The sequence below is a fragment of the Pantoea sp. GbtcB22 genome (genome assembly GCF_019091025.1).
Lineage (GTDB): Bacteria > Pseudomonadota > Gammaproteobacteria > Enterobacterales > Enterobacteriaceae > Pantoea > Pantoea leporis.
Map to the genome: position 1 here is coordinate 26,217 of NZ_JAGXKB010000012.1, position 15,840 is coordinate 42,056.

At 57.6% G+C, this 15,840-nt stretch carries 10 protein-coding genes; 8 read left to right on the forward strand and 2 right to left on the reverse strand.

Annotated features, from left to right (window positions below; translation table 11 throughout):
* Window positions 1-76: 76 nt before the first annotated feature.
* The 8 genes from KVT28_RS23770 to repA (KVT28_RS23805) all read left to right on the forward strand — a co-directional run bounded on the left by KVT28_RS23770 (window position 77) and on the right by repA (KVT28_RS23805) (window position 10,715).
* Window positions 77-724, forward strand: coding sequence for a hypothetical protein (locus KVT28_RS23770; protein ID WP_217550511.1), 648 nt, complete (start codon window positions 77-79; stop codon window positions 722-724).
* Window positions 724-2,901: a type IV conjugative transfer system coupling protein TraD gene (gene traD, locus KVT28_RS23775; RefSeq protein WP_217550513.1), complete on the forward strand. Its 2,178-nt coding sequence runs from the start codon at window positions 724-726 to the stop codon at window positions 2,899-2,901. The genes KVT28_RS23770 and traD overlap by 1 nt, the downstream gene beginning before the upstream one ends.
* Window positions 2,902-2,909: 8 nt before the next feature.
* Window positions 2,910-8,048, forward strand: coding sequence for a MobF family relaxase (gene mobF / locus KVT28_RS23780; RefSeq protein ID WP_217550515.1), 5,139 nt, complete (start codon window positions 2,910-2,912; stop codon window positions 8,046-8,048).
* A gap of 2 nt (window positions 8,049-8,050) precedes the next feature.
* Window positions 8,051-8,560 (forward strand): hypothetical protein, encoded by a 510-nt coding sequence (locus KVT28_RS23785; RefSeq protein ID WP_217550517.1) that lies wholly within the window; start codon window positions 8,051-8,053, stop codon window positions 8,558-8,560.
* Window positions 8,561-8,650: 90 nt separating this feature from the next.
* A complete protein-coding gene (locus KVT28_RS23790) occupies window positions 8,651-9,172 on the forward strand; it encodes a phospholipase D family protein (RefSeq protein ID WP_217550519.1) in 522 nt (173 codons plus the stop codon).
* Between the two features lie 128 nt (window positions 9,173-9,300).
* Window positions 9,301-9,570, forward strand: a complete 270-nt coding sequence (gene repA, locus KVT28_RS23795; RefSeq protein WP_217550521.1) for a replication regulatory protein RepA — start codon at window positions 9,301-9,303, stop codon at window positions 9,568-9,570.
* A gap of 214 nt (window positions 9,571-9,784) precedes the next feature.
* Window positions 9,785-9,856: a RepA leader peptide Tap gene (gene tap, locus KVT28_RS23800; protein ID WP_211729683.1), complete on the forward strand. Its 72-nt coding sequence runs from the start codon at window positions 9,785-9,787 to the stop codon at window positions 9,854-9,856.
* Window positions 9,849-10,715 (forward strand): plasmid replication initiator RepA, encoded by an 867-nt coding sequence (repA, locus tag KVT28_RS23805; RefSeq protein WP_217550523.1) that lies wholly within the window; start codon window positions 9,849-9,851, stop codon window positions 10,713-10,715. Before tap ends, repA (KVT28_RS23805) begins: the two co-directional genes overlap by 8 nt.
* A 1,075-nt stretch (window positions 10,716-11,790) precedes the next feature.
* On the opposite strand, the gene KVT28_RS23810 is transcribed toward repA (KVT28_RS23805), so the two are convergent.
* Both KVT28_RS23810 and KVT28_RS23815 read right to left on the reverse strand, forming a co-directional pair.
* Window positions 11,791-14,457: a TrlF family AAA-like ATPase gene (locus KVT28_RS23810; protein ID WP_217550525.1), complete on the reverse strand. Its 2,667-nt coding sequence runs from the start codon at window positions 14,455-14,457 to the stop codon at window positions 11,791-11,793.
* A 378-nt stretch (window positions 14,458-14,835) separates the two neighbouring features.
* Complete coding sequence (locus KVT28_RS23815; RefSeq protein ID WP_217550527.1) at window positions 14,836-15,780, reverse strand: helix-turn-helix domain-containing protein; 945 nt, start codon at window positions 15,778-15,780, stop codon at window positions 14,836-14,838.
* Window positions 15,781-15,840 lie beyond the last annotated feature (60 nt).

Here is a 15,840-nt window from a genome sequence, read left to right on the forward strand (position 1 = left end):
CTGGCGGAGGAGGCGGAACATCACGCCAGCCCATCCGGGCACGTACGCACCACGACTGACCCCCTGAGAGAAAACTATGCCTGCCAACGTTATCCGCGTCACTCACGTGACCTGCGGCGACCCGAACGCGCCGGTCGCCTTTTTTGCCGCCGATGCGGCAAGCCTCGTCCGCTTTGAAACCACCCCGGGGCAGGATCCCGCCCGGGTTTATTCCGTAATTTTTCGTCTCTGGGAGGGGGCGATTAACCCGGATTACGATCCGCTCACAGGCTGCGGCACTTTCCTGACGCTTGACCGGGATCCAGACATTGCCAGTTATGAGTTCAGTGAAAGCGCATCGGATGGCCCGGAGGTCCGCGTTTTTAAATCAGTCACACAGCAGGGCTGGAACTTTCTCCCTGAAGACGTGCTGCGCACTGCAAAAGCACGGGCGCTGGCGGCTCCGGGTTCGGAGCAGCTTCGCCAGCTGGCCATCATGGAGGGCGACCTGATGGTCATGGCCGCCTTACAGCGCCTGCATCAGGGGGAGAAATGTTTTCTCAGTCGCCAGATGTACGCCACCGCCGCGCACTACGTAGATTTTATGCACGATAACCTGCACGGCCTGACGCCGGCAGCCGACTCGCTGGCACGACGCGTCTTCAGCGCCGCGTGCGATATCAGCGCACCTTACTGGCACCTGAGCCTCGATGAAATGGCTTACATCTACCGGGAGGCCGTCTGATGAGTCTTAACGCGCGCGACTTTACCCAGGGCGGCCAGGTCATGAAGTACATGATCGGCATGTTCCTGCAGATCATGAACATTGCCTCCTACTGGGTGCTGCTGCTTTCCGTCGTGGTGTTCTTTGCCTGGATGCTGCTGCGTCTCACCCTGCAGGAATTCGTGCATGGCGGGGCGTACTGGATGATCCGCTGGTGCATTATGCCTTTTAAACACCTTACGGGCCGCACCCCCGGCGGGAGCTGGACCTTTCACTTTGAGCGCGCTAACGGCGAGATAGTCGCCTTTAAGCACACCGCGCAGCAGGTGATGGACGACCCCTATTTCGTGCAGATGGGCATGCATGTAAAGGACGTGGCGTTCTACGGCTGGGGCATTGCCGCCTTCAGCTTTATCGGCGCCATCACCGCCATCACCTGGTACCTCGGACGCAAGGGTGAAAAACAGCGCGAGAGTGAAATCACCGGCGGCCGCGTGCTGGCAGACGGTCCGAAGGAAGTTAACCGGCTGCTGAAAAAGGCGGGCATGATGTCCCCGCTCAGCATCTGCGGACTGCATATTCTGAAAGACTCGGAAATGCAGAACTTCGGCTTTCACGGCACCGTCGGGTCGGGCAAGAGTACCGCTATAAACGACCTGCTCACGCAGCTACGCGCACGCGGTGACCGCGTCATCATCTATGACAAGGGTAACAACTTCATCCCCACCTTTTACCGTCAGGACAAGGACAAAATCCTTAACCCGTTCGATCAGCGCTGTCCGTTCTGGGACCTGTGGGATGAGTGCCGGACCGTCGGGGACTTCGAAAACTTTGCCACCTCGCTGCTCCCCGACAGCAGCGGCAGCAGCGACCCGTTCTGGGTGCTGTCGGCCCGCTCGCTGTTCGTGGCCACAGCCCGGCGCATGGCGCGGGAGAAAAACCGCAGCATCGGCGAGCTGCTGAAAAAGCTGATGTCCATCAGCCTGGCGGACCTGCGCCAGTTCCTCGAAGGTACGGATGCCGCCAATCTGGTGGACGGCAGCATCGAGAAAACCGCGATGACCATCCGCACCATCCTCACTACGTACGTGCGATCGCTCCGCTATCTGCAGGGCCTTGATGAGGACGGAAAGCGTCCGTTTAACATCCGCGACTGGCTGCACACCGAGGACGCGAGCGGTGATAACCCGTGGATTTTCATCTCCAGCGATGGCCAGAACCATAACGCGCTAAAACCGCTGCTGAGCGCATGGCTCTATATGACCATGTCAGGCGTTCTCGGGCTCAGGGCCGACCGCAACCGTCGCATCTGGATCTACCTGGATGAGGCCCCGTCGCTGCACAAGCTGCCTATTCTGCCGGAGTTCTGCGCCGAGGGTCGTAAGTTTGGCGGCTGCACGGTGCTGGGACTTCAGAACTTCCCGCAGATGGAGGAAACGTACGGTACCAACGCCGCCAAATCCATCTGGGACCTGCTGAACACGCGCATCTTCTACCGTGCGCCCAGCGGCTCTATCGCCGAATGGGTTCAGAAAGAAATCGGTGAAAAGCGGCATAAGAAGTTCAAGGACCAGTACAGCTACGGCGTGGACATCATCCGAGATGGGGTGCAGTTCTCCAAAGATGAGATCAACGAGTATCTGGTGAGCTATTCCGACGTGCAGAGCCTGAATGACCTGGAGTGTTACATCACCCTGCCGGGGGAATGGCCGGTGGTGCGCATGAAGCTGCCCTGGAAGCCGTACCGTGAAATCGCCGAGGGTCGCATTCAGCGCGAGGTGCAGGACGTGTTCGACCCGGACATCGAGGCCGCGCTCTCAGGTGAAACCAGCGATGACCAGACCGGCCAGATTGTCGGCCGTCTGTTCGGGGATGCGTCAGCAAAAGAGGACAGCAAAACCAGCGGAGCCGCCCCCGCAGATGCTCAGGGCGGTGAGTCTACAGCCGCTGAGACTGCACCTGCAGACGCCTCATCAGCAGCACAGGAAACCCGGACCGGTACAGCGGCGCAGCAGGCCGGTGGCCGCGTCGCTGCTCTGCCAGCGCCAACTGCAGATGCCGTACCCGCCGCTTCAGCAGGCCCATCTCCCTCTACTGCTTCCGCCCCGGATGAAACCGGACAGCGTGAAACAGAGAAGTCCCTTCAGCCTCTGGACGTTGTTAAACACCACGATTTAGACCCTGACGACCGATTCTGAGGTGACATATGCTATCCGTTTCCACAGTCAAAAGCGCCGGTAAAGCCGGCGCCTACTATACCGCTGAGGACAACTATTACTTTCTCGGCGAGCAGTCTACAGAGTGGTATGGCACGGGCGCGGAGAATCTGGGCCTTGAGGGCCCGGTCAACCGCGACACCTTCGTGCAGGTGCTGGAAGGCCAGCTGCCGGACGGGACCGACCTCCGCCGCATGCAGGGCGACGTTAATAAACATCGCCCGGGCTACGACCTGACCTTTTCCGCACCCAAAAGCGTGTCCGTACTGGCGCTGGTCACCGGCGATAAGTTTCTGGTGGAGTCTCACCGCGAGGCGGTGCGCCGCACCCTGGACGACGTTGAGAAGCTGGCCACTACCCGCACCATGACCGACGGCATCTCCGAAATGGAGAAGACCGGCAACATCGTCGCCGCCGTCTTTATGCACGACACCAGCCGTAACCTGGAGCCGCAGGTGCACTCACACGCGGTGCTGGCCAACGCAACCCTGTCCGAGGCGGGCTGGAAAACCTTATCCACGGACATCAGCGGGCGTCAGGGGTTTACCGACGTAGTCTGGAAGGAGCAGGTCAGCCTGGGGGCGCTGTTCCGTGCCCACTTACGCGGCATCATCGAGCCCGAGGGCTATCCCATTACCGAAACCGGCCCGCGCGGCGAGTGGGACATTACCGGCGTGCCGGTGAAGCCGTTCTCCTCGCGCCGCGAAGAAATTCTGGCCGCCGTGGGTCCGGACGCGACCGCAAAGCAGAAAAGCATGGCCGCGCTGGACACGCGCAAGGTCAAGGAGTTCGGGGGCATGGAGGGCGTGCGCGAGCACTGGCAGACCGTGCTGGCGGATACCGGCTTTGACGCAGAGGCCTTCAGAAGCGAGGTGGAAGCACGTCGCGAACGTCTGGCAGAGTCGCGCGAACGGGGTGACATCACCCCGCCGCCCCCGGCAGAGATTGATGCGGCCGTGCGTGAGGCCATCGAACGGCTGTCCTCCCGGAGCGTACGTGTCACCTACGACGACGTGCTGACCAGCACGCTGAATCACGTGCCGGTGGAGGCCGGGGTTTACGGGCGGGTACGCAGCGCGGTGGACAACGCCATCGGTCGCGGCCAGCTGATAGCCGTTGACAAGAATCAGACGCTGTTCACCACCGCTGCCCACGTGCGGGACGAAGCGCGTCTGTCACAGCTGGCCGCCGGGCTGGCGGAAAAACGGGGCGGGTTGACCGCACCGGCGGGTGACAAAGGCGTGCTGGCGCAGGTGGCCGACGCCGACAGGGCCGTATCCCTTATCGACGTGCGCGGCGGCACACAGTTTATCAGCGACTTCAGCCGCAGCGTGGTGGACATGGCGCGCGACAGCGAACGACCGCTGGTCGTGGTGGCCGCCGACGGCGCCGCGCGTAAGCGCCAGCAGCAGGATTTTGGCGACAGGCCCGGCGTGACGCTCATGACGGCGCAGGAGATGGCCGGGGCGGAGCTGCCGGCGCGGGCGCTGGTGCTGGTCGCCGAGTCCGAGCGCTTCAACACCTCCGGACTGCACGACGTGCTGAAAACGGCCGCGCAGCATGATGCCACTACGCTTGTGACCGATACGCACGCCCGGCGGGCGGCCGGCTTTGCTTCGGAGATACTGGCCGCCGCCGGCGTGAAGCAGTTCACCGCCTCGCCGAAGAGTGAAAACGTGCGCGTGACCATGGTGCAGAAGGATACCGTCGAGGACCGGCTCGGCGTGGCGGCACGCTACTACGCGCAGGAGAAGGCGCAGGGCCGCCCTGTCTCGCTGCAGGCCGGCAACGCCCGTACGCGCGACCAGCTCACGGGCATGACGCGCGAGGTGCTCACCGACGAGGGCCAGCTCGGCCGCGTGCTGGGCGAGGTCACGGCGCGGGTGCCGGTGTGGCTGGACGCCACTAACCGCAACGACCGCAGCGTTTACCGCGCGGGCATGGTGCTTGAGCACCATGAGAATGACGGAAACAAAGCGTCATTCACCATCACCGGCGTCAGTGAGCGCCACAATCTGCTGACCCTGTCGGACGAGAAGGGCGACACCCGGGGCGTGAACATCAGCAGCATCGACAGCCACTGGCGGCTGTACAGGGAGAAAAAGCTGGAGCTGCGTGAGGGCGAACAGCTGCGCGCCACCGCAGACCTCCGCGCCCGCGCGGGCAGCGGCGAGCGGCTGACGGTCACCGGGGTGAAGGAGGGGCGCTGGCTGTTCAGGGACGTCATCACTATGGAAAACGCGAAGGGGGAAACGGTCAAAGTCGACCGCCACGCGCCGCTTTATGCGGATTACGCCTACGCGGAGTCATTCGGCGCCACGCGGCGCACGCAGGGCAGCGTGGTGGCGGTGCTGGCGGGTAAGGAGGTCAACGACGCCACCGTTAACATGCTGCGCCGCAGCGGCTCAGACGTGATGGCCTTCACGCCGCTGGACGAGGCGACCATCGGGCGCCGCCTGGAGGAGAACCGGCCGGTAGTAAGCGTCACGCAGGGCATTAAATCGCTGTCGGGTGAAAGCGACCTGACGGACGCGCTGCGGGCGCTGGAGGCCCGCAAGATGACGCAGCCCGAGCGCGCCACGCGTCTGGCCATCGAGAAAGCCACCGGTACCGGCGTAACGTTTGCCGGCGTCCGGGTCATGGCCGACGTTATCAGCGACAACAGCCGCATTAGCCCTCTGCGTGCGGAGCAGGAGCTGCTTCGCCTGGCGGAAAGGGGAGAAATCCGGGAGCTGACCGGTGAGCAGGGCGCGGCTGGCCTCTTTATCTCACGGGAAAACTTCGACAACGAGGTGACGGTGCTGCGCCATATGGCGGAGGGAAAAAACAGCGTGAAGCCGCTGCTGTCGGCGGGCCTGAGCGCGGAAAACGCGGCGGGCCTGACCGGTGGCCAGCGCGAGGCGGGCAATCTCATCCTGACCACGCGCGATCGCTTTGTGGCCATACAGGGCTACGCCGGCGTGGGGAAAACCACGCAGTTCCGCACGGTATCTGCCTCGCTCGGTGCGCTGGAGGACGGGCCCGATATCCGGGGGCTGGCGCCCACGCACCGCGCCGTTAGCGAGCTTTCCGGAGCGGGTATTCCCGCGCAGACCATCGCCAGCTTCCTCAGCGAAAGCAGCCAGTGGCAGGCGGCCGGTCAGGCGCGCGACTTCAGCAACACGGTATTTGTCATCGATGAATCCTCCATGAACGGCAACGCCCAGATGGCCGCCCTGATGAACGTTATCGCAGGCGGCGGGGGCCGCGCGGTGGTGAGCGGGGACCGTGACCAGCTCAAGTCGCTGGAGTCGGGCGCCCCGTTCTCGCTGGCGCTCGACCGCAGCGCGGCGGATGCGGCGGTTATGAAGGAAATCGTGCGTCAGATACCCGCGCTGAAGCCCGCCGTGGAGGCGGTCATCGCCGGTAACGTGCGCGAGGCGGTGCGCGTGTCGGCGGACATCAGCCCGCAGGCCGTGCCCCGCAGCAAGGGGGCTTATGTGCCGGAGAGCAGCGTCATGGACGGTGGCCGCCTGGCGCAGGAAGCGGCTGGCCCTGATGCCGCGCCGGGTGAGGCGGACAAACCGGACCTCATCGGGATGATCGCGGATGACTACGCCGGGCGGACGCCGGAGGCGCGTGACAACACGCTGATTGTGGCGGAGCTGAACGACGACAGGGTGGGCATCAACCGGGCGGTGCATGAAAAGCTCAAAGCGCAGGGGGATTTGCGTGACGGTGTCACCGTGCCGCTGCTGTCACGCGTGAATAACAGCAACGCGGACCTGGGACGGCAGGCCTTCTGGGCCGCGCAGGAGGGTAACGTGGTGCGCCGGGGCGAGTCTTACTGGCGCGCTGGCGAAACCGATAAGGACAGCGGCGTGGTTCACCTGAAGGGACTGGACGGCGTGCCGGACCGGTGGATGAGTCCGGCGGAGCTGCGCAAGGAGGAAGTGGCGTTGTTTGAAGAGGTGCAGCGGGAATTCAGTCAGGGCGACAAGGTACGCCTCACGGCGACCGACCGGGACCGCAACCTGCGGGCAAGCGACATGGCGGTGGTGTCGGACATCACGGAAGACGGCCGCGTCACGCTCGATACCGGTGACCGGCAGCTGAGCTTCACGCCAGGCGAACGCTACGGCGACCGGCACATGGACTACGGCTACGCCGTGACAACGTACAGCTCGCAGGGCGCATCCGTTAAGTACCTGATTGGCCTGTTTGGCGAGGAGGGGGCGCGCAAGATGATGGCGGCCCTGGACAGCACCTACGTGCAGCTTTCGAGGGCGAAGGAGCACGTCCAGACCTACTTTGACAACCTTGAGGGATGGACCTCCCGGGTTGAGGGCCGGAGCGGACGCCGGGAAACCGTGCATGACGTTGTGATGCGCGGTGAGGACGTGCGCGCGGGCCGCGAGGTGCAGCAGTGGGACAAAAGCCTGCCGGTGCACGAAACGCGGCTCGGTGACCGGACCGATCAGCAGCTCACCGCCGACGCCCGCTTTCTTGCGGGTAAAACGCCGGAGCTGCTGTGGCCGGTGCTCAACGGCCACGGGCGCCAGCGCGGCAACTGGCACGTGCCCGTTTCGCCTGCGTCGGGCGAGATCAGCTTTGCCGGCGCCCACTATGAGGGTGCCGCTGACGGCGAGCGCATCGTACTGCAGCGGGGTGAAAAGCACGGAAAGGTGCTGGAAGCCGCGGATTTAGCGGAGGCGCTGGCGCTGATGAAGGAGAACCCGGAGAGCCCGGTGGTGCTGTCTGCTGACCACAGTGAACGTTCGGGCAGCGAAGGTGCAGCGCACCGTCGCGACGCGGCTGCCGGCGGCGAGGAGCTGGACCGCCGCGAGGCGGAGGTGCTGGAGAAGGCGCTGAAGGACGCGCTGGGCCAGGAAGAGAAAGAGCCGGACGTCCCCTTGCGCGAAGAGTCTGGCAACACGCCCGAAGAGCGGGATGCGGATCGCGAGGCCGCGCTGCAGGCTGCGCTGGAAGAGCTACAGAACGAAGAGGCACCGGACTACCGCGACTATGACCTGTCGCCTGAACGGGAGGACCGCGCGGCAATGATGAATGATGAAGTAAACGTGGTGCGCCATGAGCGCAGCGAACCCGAGCCGGAGTTTGGCCATAAACCTGAAAAGACACTGGAGTAACCATGACGACACTGCTTATTACCGCCACCGTGGCGGTTTCCCTGCTGATGCTGCTGGTCTGGCTGCCGGAAATGCGCGAGGCGGGACCGCTGCTGCGGCGCTGGAGCCGGGGCGGGGACGGCCCGGGCATTCCGGGTATTGGCCAGGCGGTGGACAACGCCGTGGGCGTATTTGCCCGCGTGCACAGCCTGCCGGAGGAGGACGCGGCGCGCGTGCGCGACATGAAGGTACGCCCCGCTATGATGCCGGTAACGCTGCTGCTGCATCCGCAGCTGGTGCAGCGTGAGGACGGCCGCTTCGTGCGGGGGCGTAACCTGACCACCGTCATCGTGGGCCTGGTGGTTATTGCGCTGATTTTCCCGCCGGTCACGGGTATCGCACTACACAACATCAGCCTGTGGATCTTTCCGCTGCTGAACGTGGCGGCTTTCGTGGCCGGCGTGCAGCTGGTGAAGCAGGCCTACTCGGACATGAGCCTGCTGAACGTGGTGACCACCGGTAAACCTGACTGACACCCTGCCGGCTGCCGCCCTGCGGTTGGCCGGTCCCTCGCGTCCAGGATTAGAAATCCGGCACGCTCACGGCCCTCTGAGGTAAACCCCATGAAAAAAATCCTGCTGCTTCTTAGCGGCCTCACCCTCCTTTCCCCCGGCATTCAGGCCGAGGCCGTCCGGGTCGCCTTCTCCCCGGACGGCGGGGCTGAAGCGCTGGTGCTGAGCGTCATTGATTCTGCCCGCGATGAAATCCGCCTGGCGGGCTACAGCTTCACCTCTCCTGACGTGGCCCGGTCGCTCATCAGGGCAAAAGCGCGCGGTGTGGATGTCCTCGTGGTGCTTGATGAAAGGGCAAATCAGAACCGGAAAAGCCAGGCGGCCATCAGTCTTCTCGCGGGTGGTGACATTCCGGTGCGGCTGAACGGCCGGTTTTCCGCCCTGCATGACAAGTTCATTGTGGCGGACCGCCAGACGGTTGAAACCGGCAGCTTTAACTACACCCGGGCTGCTGCGCGCATGAACAGTGAAAACGCGATGGTCATCAGCAGTGCACCGGACATTGCCGGTCAGTATCTGCAGCACTGGAATGCGAGGTGGTCAGAAGGCACCGATTACACGCTCCCGTACTGATCCTTTTCTGAAAAACAGACCTGACCGCGCGCCAACGCGGAAGGCCGAAAATAAAGTTAAGTCGCTGATTCCAGGGAACTGTAGTATGCTCCACAAAATTCTGTCTGAATTTTTGTGGAGGAGCAGAGATGTCACGAGCAGACAACGCGGGATCTTCAACCTCGAAAAGGCTCTACCGGAAAGGTATTTCACTCTCCGGCGCGGAAAAGCAGCGGGAATTTACTGCGCGGAAACGTGAAACGCATAAGTCACTCAATGTGTTTATTCATAACGCTCATAAAGAGGGACTGGATCAGTTATGTGCGGAGCGGGGCATGACTCAGGCCGAAATGGTTGAATCACTCATCGAGCAAGAGTTAGGCAAAGAAGCAGACCCGGGTTTCAAGGTTATTGAATGACATCATTGCCAGTTATGAGCATGAGTGTTAAATTGCTGACCGTAACGAATTCTGGTGGGCCACGCCGAAAGGTGGCAAGAGACTGGTGCTGACGGATCACTGAAGGCCAGAAAAAAGAAAACCCCGATAATCTCTGAGTTTGGCGACCTGGAAGATTAACGGGGCTCACATATTCTGCATAGAAGCTGTTGCTCTATGCGGGGAGTATAGTTACATGCCCAGAAAACTGCAATACCTTCTGTGCTCACTCCTTCTGTGCAACGTAAGCGCAGGATGGCGTGGCTGAACAGATATATGAAAACACCTCATTTTATCGGCAGGTAAAAAATCCCAATCCGGAGTTTGTCCCGGTTAAGGGAAAGAAAACGCTGCCGTTCTGCGAAAAAATCCGCCAGAAGGCAGCTGGCTTCACGCAGCGCGTGGAGTTTCAGACCCTGATTGCCATGTCGATCGCACGTGGAGAGCGCAGGCGCAGACCTCCCACGCTGCGTATCCGTGCACTTGAGGCTTCGCTTCAGGCAATGTGCTGGTATTTCAATCCGCTGGCCAACCGTGTCGGGTCTTCACTGACTACCATGAGTGTCCGGTGCGGACTTGCTACCGAGAAAAAGCGGCTGTCCATAACGCGCTTCACGGGCGCCTGCCGTACACTTGAGCAGCTTAAGCTCATCACCTACAACACCGAGTACGATAAAGAAATCGGGTGTAATATTCCGACTGACATCACGTTTACGCCGCTGATGTGGCAGATGCTGGACGTCTCAGAGGAAGCTGTCGCGGCCGCGCGCCGCAGTCGCATCGAGTGGGAAAACCGGCAGCGTGAGAAGAAGGGCCTGCCGCGTGCAGACGCCGGCGAACTCATCAGCGCAGCATGGGCCTTCGTGCGTGAACGTTTCCGGGAATACCAGAAATCACGTCGAGAGCATGGCATCAAGCGTCACCGTGCGCGTAAGGATGCCCCGCGCACGCGTAAAGACATTGAGGCGCTGGTGCGTACTCAGCTGAATAAAGAGATTGTCAAAGGCCGCTTCTTTGGCGGTCTTGACGCGGTCCGTGCAGAGATAGAACGGCGCGTCACTGAGCGTATGAAGCTGTCGCGTGGGCGGTATACACGACTGGATGACGACCTGCTGATTACGACCTGAAGAGGCTGAAGCAACGTTCTGAATTCGGGGTGCTCATGCGCCGGTTTAACCCTGCGCGAAGCACGACCACTGCCCTGTTTAAAACCCTTTTTTCAGTCATCCGGCATGCTCCGGAGGCTCAGTCGCGTCTGTTGTCAGCTGATTCTGTTTACCAGACGGTTTCAGCAAATGGCAAGGCATCTGAAGGCATGATTTAGCTCACAAAATTTGCGGGCCAGCTCACATAAATTTGGGGTTTTACAGTTATCCACATTAACTGCGAGAGACCAGTAAAGATAACTTCTGACCGGGATGTTTTTTAACTGCTATCCGGGTTTTTAATTAACCGCGATGATCCTTTTAAAAACCCGATCTCCTTTCTTTTAAACATCCGTTATTACTTACTTTTAAATATAAAACCTGTTCAGCACTGTCCTGTGGACAGTAGAAATGGACGCCCTTGCAGCGGACTTACGTCCGCGCCGGTTCGCAAATGCCGCAGGCGGCAAAGGTAGCTCCCTCCTGCGGAGGGCAGTAGTTACAACAATCTATTGAAAGCCGGCTGCGCCGGTGATACCTGGTGCGAAATCCACCTGAAAAGCGCCGCCGCCCCGGCCCTCCGGGCCGGAACAGAGTCGCTATAAGATGGATGCTGTAACTATAAGGATTTCATTGCTGGAGTGTTCGAGGCCTGCGTTAGCTTTCTTTCGTCTGCGACCGTCTGACTTATTCGCGCCTGAAAGGCCGCTGCTTAAACGGCGTCTGTCAGGGCGTGGGGGGGATTATGCCTTATTTGAGCCTGTAACCGGCTCTGCCGGGCTGACGGCGCCCATTGATATCAGAAGCTGCCCTCTACGATTTCTGGCGCCTCCATGCCGCTCTCGCGGCATTCAGGGGCAGGCTGCGCGCTGCTCGCCAGCCTTTAACCTTTAAGAGGGAGTTTTAGGAAAATTTATCTCTGTCTGAGCTGCAAAGGTGCGATGAGAATTTAGCTCAAATCCTGATGAATAGGTCGTTCATAAAAGCTACTTACTTTACCCGGTGTATATATCAACACCGGGCATTTATTAGTTCAACTGCCACCTTGAATTAAGAGTCAAAGCATTCCGTACTTCTTATCACGTGTTTCAAAGGCGTGTCGTCCACCTTCCAGTACATCACAGATGGCTTTACGCATGCTGTTCTCTTGGCCGTGCTCTCCGTGCTCCAGTGCGCCACTGCGGTAGCTTATAATCTCATCCTCATTTCTGGCCACGATCACCTGCTCGGCATCACAGTTTACAACCAAGTTTGCATTGTGGGTCACAATGATGACCTGACGATACTGTTTGATTTTACGGAAAAGTGGAACAAGTTGGCGCATAATAAAGTCATTATCGAGGTCATCTTCCGGCTGGTCAAAAACGAATGGCGAGCCGAAAGTATCGGTTGCTAGCTTAAGGCAAACATAGAATGTCCCGCGCTGTCCGGCCGACAATTTATCTACGGTTTTCCCTTTATACTCAAACTCGGCTCTGACCATTAGATAGCTTCTGATGTGATCTGGAGCATAAAGATATCGCAGTAACGCGTAGGGCCCTTGGCTGTTGAAGTACTCAGATTTCCAAAGGAATGCCTCAAGCGTGATCTTTTTACCTTGTTCCTCAGGAAGCTCAATAATTGCGTCTCCTCGCACGAGCGCTATGAAGTCATTAATGCTCCGGACCCCTAATAGATGAGCCAGCTTTTCCGTGCCAGATTGCTCTCCTGCTGTACGGAACCTTCCCCGGTTTAACCGCTCAAGAATACCGTCGTAAAACACCGTCAAGTCAAAGTAAGGCTGCCCATAAATGCGAATATCGGTCAGAATTTCCTTTATTAAAGCCCTTTGAGCTGGATCAAAATGCGGTTTTTCAGCCAGTGCAGCAAAGCAGTTATCTATTGCTGTTTCCTGCTCTAAGAGCTGGCGTACATACGTTTCAGTTAATATTTGTCGCTGGCGGACATCATTATTGTACTGTGTGATACGATGCTTTATTTCGGCATCTCTTAGATTTGCCTGCTGAATTTCCCGCTGATAGCCTTGAATTTTATCGAGAACGCCTGAAATATCCTGTTCTATACCTTGCTCTCTGAATTCTCGGGTTATCAGAAGGTTATCCTCGTCTATCTGCGTTAGCTGCGCCTTCAGTGCCGCCGTATAAGCGGCAACCTTAGCCTTGACTTCTGACAGATCTAATGGCGGCACAGGCACCGCGCCGGAAGGCACCGAGTTCATCCCGTTTAAGAAGGTATTCAGAGTTCTTTCCGCATTTTCTGCTTCTCTCATAAAAGCATTTCCAGCGTTCAAACCCTGCGTTAGTGAGGTAGTACGTAAGCTGTTGGCCCGAAACCGCTCGATTAGAGCTTTGTTCTTTTCACTTGTAAGCGTGGTGATTTTACCTTGTGCAACTCTGATAACGGCAGCCTGGTACTCCTCCGTATTAATGTAATGGTGTTGTTCATCCCGGGCTGAGTAATAATCGCGAAAGGTCCGGTAGGCATTTAGGTTATCGTCAAGCCCTGCGCGTAGTTCTTCAGGCACTTCACTGTCGGCGAGGCGCAGCATTTTTTTTATTTCATCGCTAATGAGGCCGGGCTGCTGACACAGGGTTTTGATAACACCTTGTGAAACGTGAAGATAGTCATAATTTTCGGTGCGGGCATCGAACCGAATCTTTTCTCCATCTGCTTTATCCAGCACAACTGCAAGGTGCTGGACATTAACCGCGCGTTCCTCCCCACCGCGCGTGGCCGTGCCTGCAAATAGTGAGCGCAGTGCGTCAAGCAGCAGGCTCTTTCCGGTACCTCGACCGCCTATTATGGCTACCATGTCTCTATTTAGTGGAATATTTATCTTTCTGAACTTAATTGATTGCCCGTTAAAAATGGTTCCTTCAACCTCAATATTACTGAAGTAGACTTTCGGGATAATCCTTTCCGGCCAGTCATCACCCATCTGCAGTCGGCCTTCAGGCTCCAACATCGCCTGTCGGAGCCCCTCAAACGTAGGTTTTGCCTTTACCCAGGTGTAGGCCCTTCCTATTTGTTCTGTCCGGTGAGCGTCTGAACAAAGAAATACCGGCTTAAGCGACGCTCCCGGATAACGCGAGGTCGTAAGGAAATACTCCCTGTCAGGTAAGCCTCCAAAAATGATGTTCCCCTGCCGGTCTATTTCAGTGGCTATAGCTGCCGAACGTCCGTTTGCACCCGGGCGATAACCGCCATAACCATTTGGGCAAACTGCAACGATGTAATCAAGAAAGGGTCTCATCGCAGAAGAAAGATGATCGAGCAGCTTGTTTAGGTCCACAACGATAGTATCGACATCATGTCCACTTTCACGCACGCTGCTTTCACAGGCATAAACTGCTTTGCCACTTCCATCTGTCAGTTTCAGAGGAAGTCTGGACAGGGTGTCATTTATTCTTTCTGTGCTGAGCTTGTCAGAAAACAGGACGTGTACGTTGATAAACGTCCCTTCCTTATTCTGCTGGTCTAGACGAAATTCAACGTTGCCCAAAACAGTAATATTCAGGCCCTGACGGGCAACTTCATGCCTGATGATTTCAAGTTCATTCTGACGAAAGTAAAAATAGTTGGTAAGACCGATCAAAGTCAGCTGTTGCTCGCCGATTTTTCTCACAAACGATTCTGTGTCACCGCTGCCAGAGTACATGTTGGCCAGCCAGGTCATCGGGCTATGCAGGTGCAAATCCCATTTGTTCCATTCCGATCCTTTCATTCAGAGAAACTCCATGGCATTAAGATTATTCTTAATGCCATGATAAGAAGAGTTACGCAAAAGTGCTATAAAATTGAGCAGCTCTTGAAATTCTGACCATCGGATTTGCATGCCTTCCAGTGATTAGATCGCAGCGAATTTCTGTAAAGGGGTTTGAGGTCCAACGGAACGAAAACTTACGTTAAGAGTACAATCACCTGTTTTTCTTAGATTTTCATCTATGCCATCGGTTCGATGAAAAAATTGATACCTTATTTTAAACCGGACTGATGCTCTGTGGAGTGAAAAATCACGTTACTGAATTTCCAGAAAGCCAGCTATCACGACAGGCATCAGATTTATTTCCTGCACTGGAACCTGTCCTATGACCATCACCAGCTAAGCCTCGCCAGCCTGATGACGGTATTCCGTTGGTGAGCAGCTGAATTTATCTCTGAATGCACGAGAAAAATAAGCCATATCATTGAACCCCAACTTCCATGCAATCTGGCTGATGGGTATATCTGAATAGAGCGGGGACTGCAAAGCCAGCGAAGCTTTATTCAGCCTCTGAGTCAGGACATACCGGCCAAAGGTGGTCCCATCACTTTTCAGGAGCATGCTCAGATAACGCGGTGAAATACGGAATGATTCAGCAATGCTTGATACTGACAGCGTAGTATCCGAAAGCTGCTGATCTATCATAATTTTAATCTGAAGCAGCAGTCCTGCGGATGAACGGGACGATCTTTTTGCTCTGCATTCATCTGAGACGATTACTGTAAGGAGCTCAAGGAGCTGTCTGTAAAGGACGCTGGTGTGACGGGATGCAATATCTTCTGGCTGCGCCATCAGGTTATTCAGAAGTACGTAAAGAAAAGGCGTCAGGGAATGTTTTTTGCCAAAGGAATACGCAACAAGGTGTTCTGTCTTTCCCAGCCTCTGTCTCAGATGCTCTATGGGTATCTGCACCACATGCTGACGCGTTTCACCATGAAGGTGCAGTTCGTAAGGAAAGCGGGTGTCATAAAGCCCGAATTCACCCTGACCAAGACCGGCATGGCTCCCCGTCTGAATCACGGACATTTTACCCTGACTGATGAAACTCAGCAGCATGGCATTATCAGGATGATTATCAGCCCCTTTTCGGCGTCTTATGACGTCCTGGGCACTACAGCTGACCTCTGAAAGCCGCAGGTCTCCCCAGTTCCTTGATCTGATAACGCCGTGCCTGTCGTTTCCTGAAAAAGTACTTTCCAGCGGAACAAACGTATGGCTGATGGCATGCTGCCAGTATTCACTCCGCTCAGCATACAAAACATCAGCAGTGTTATAGGTATTCATGTCAGCAACCTCCGCCCTGGTTGGACATGTAATGCAAACTTCAGACCAGTTCCTTTTCAG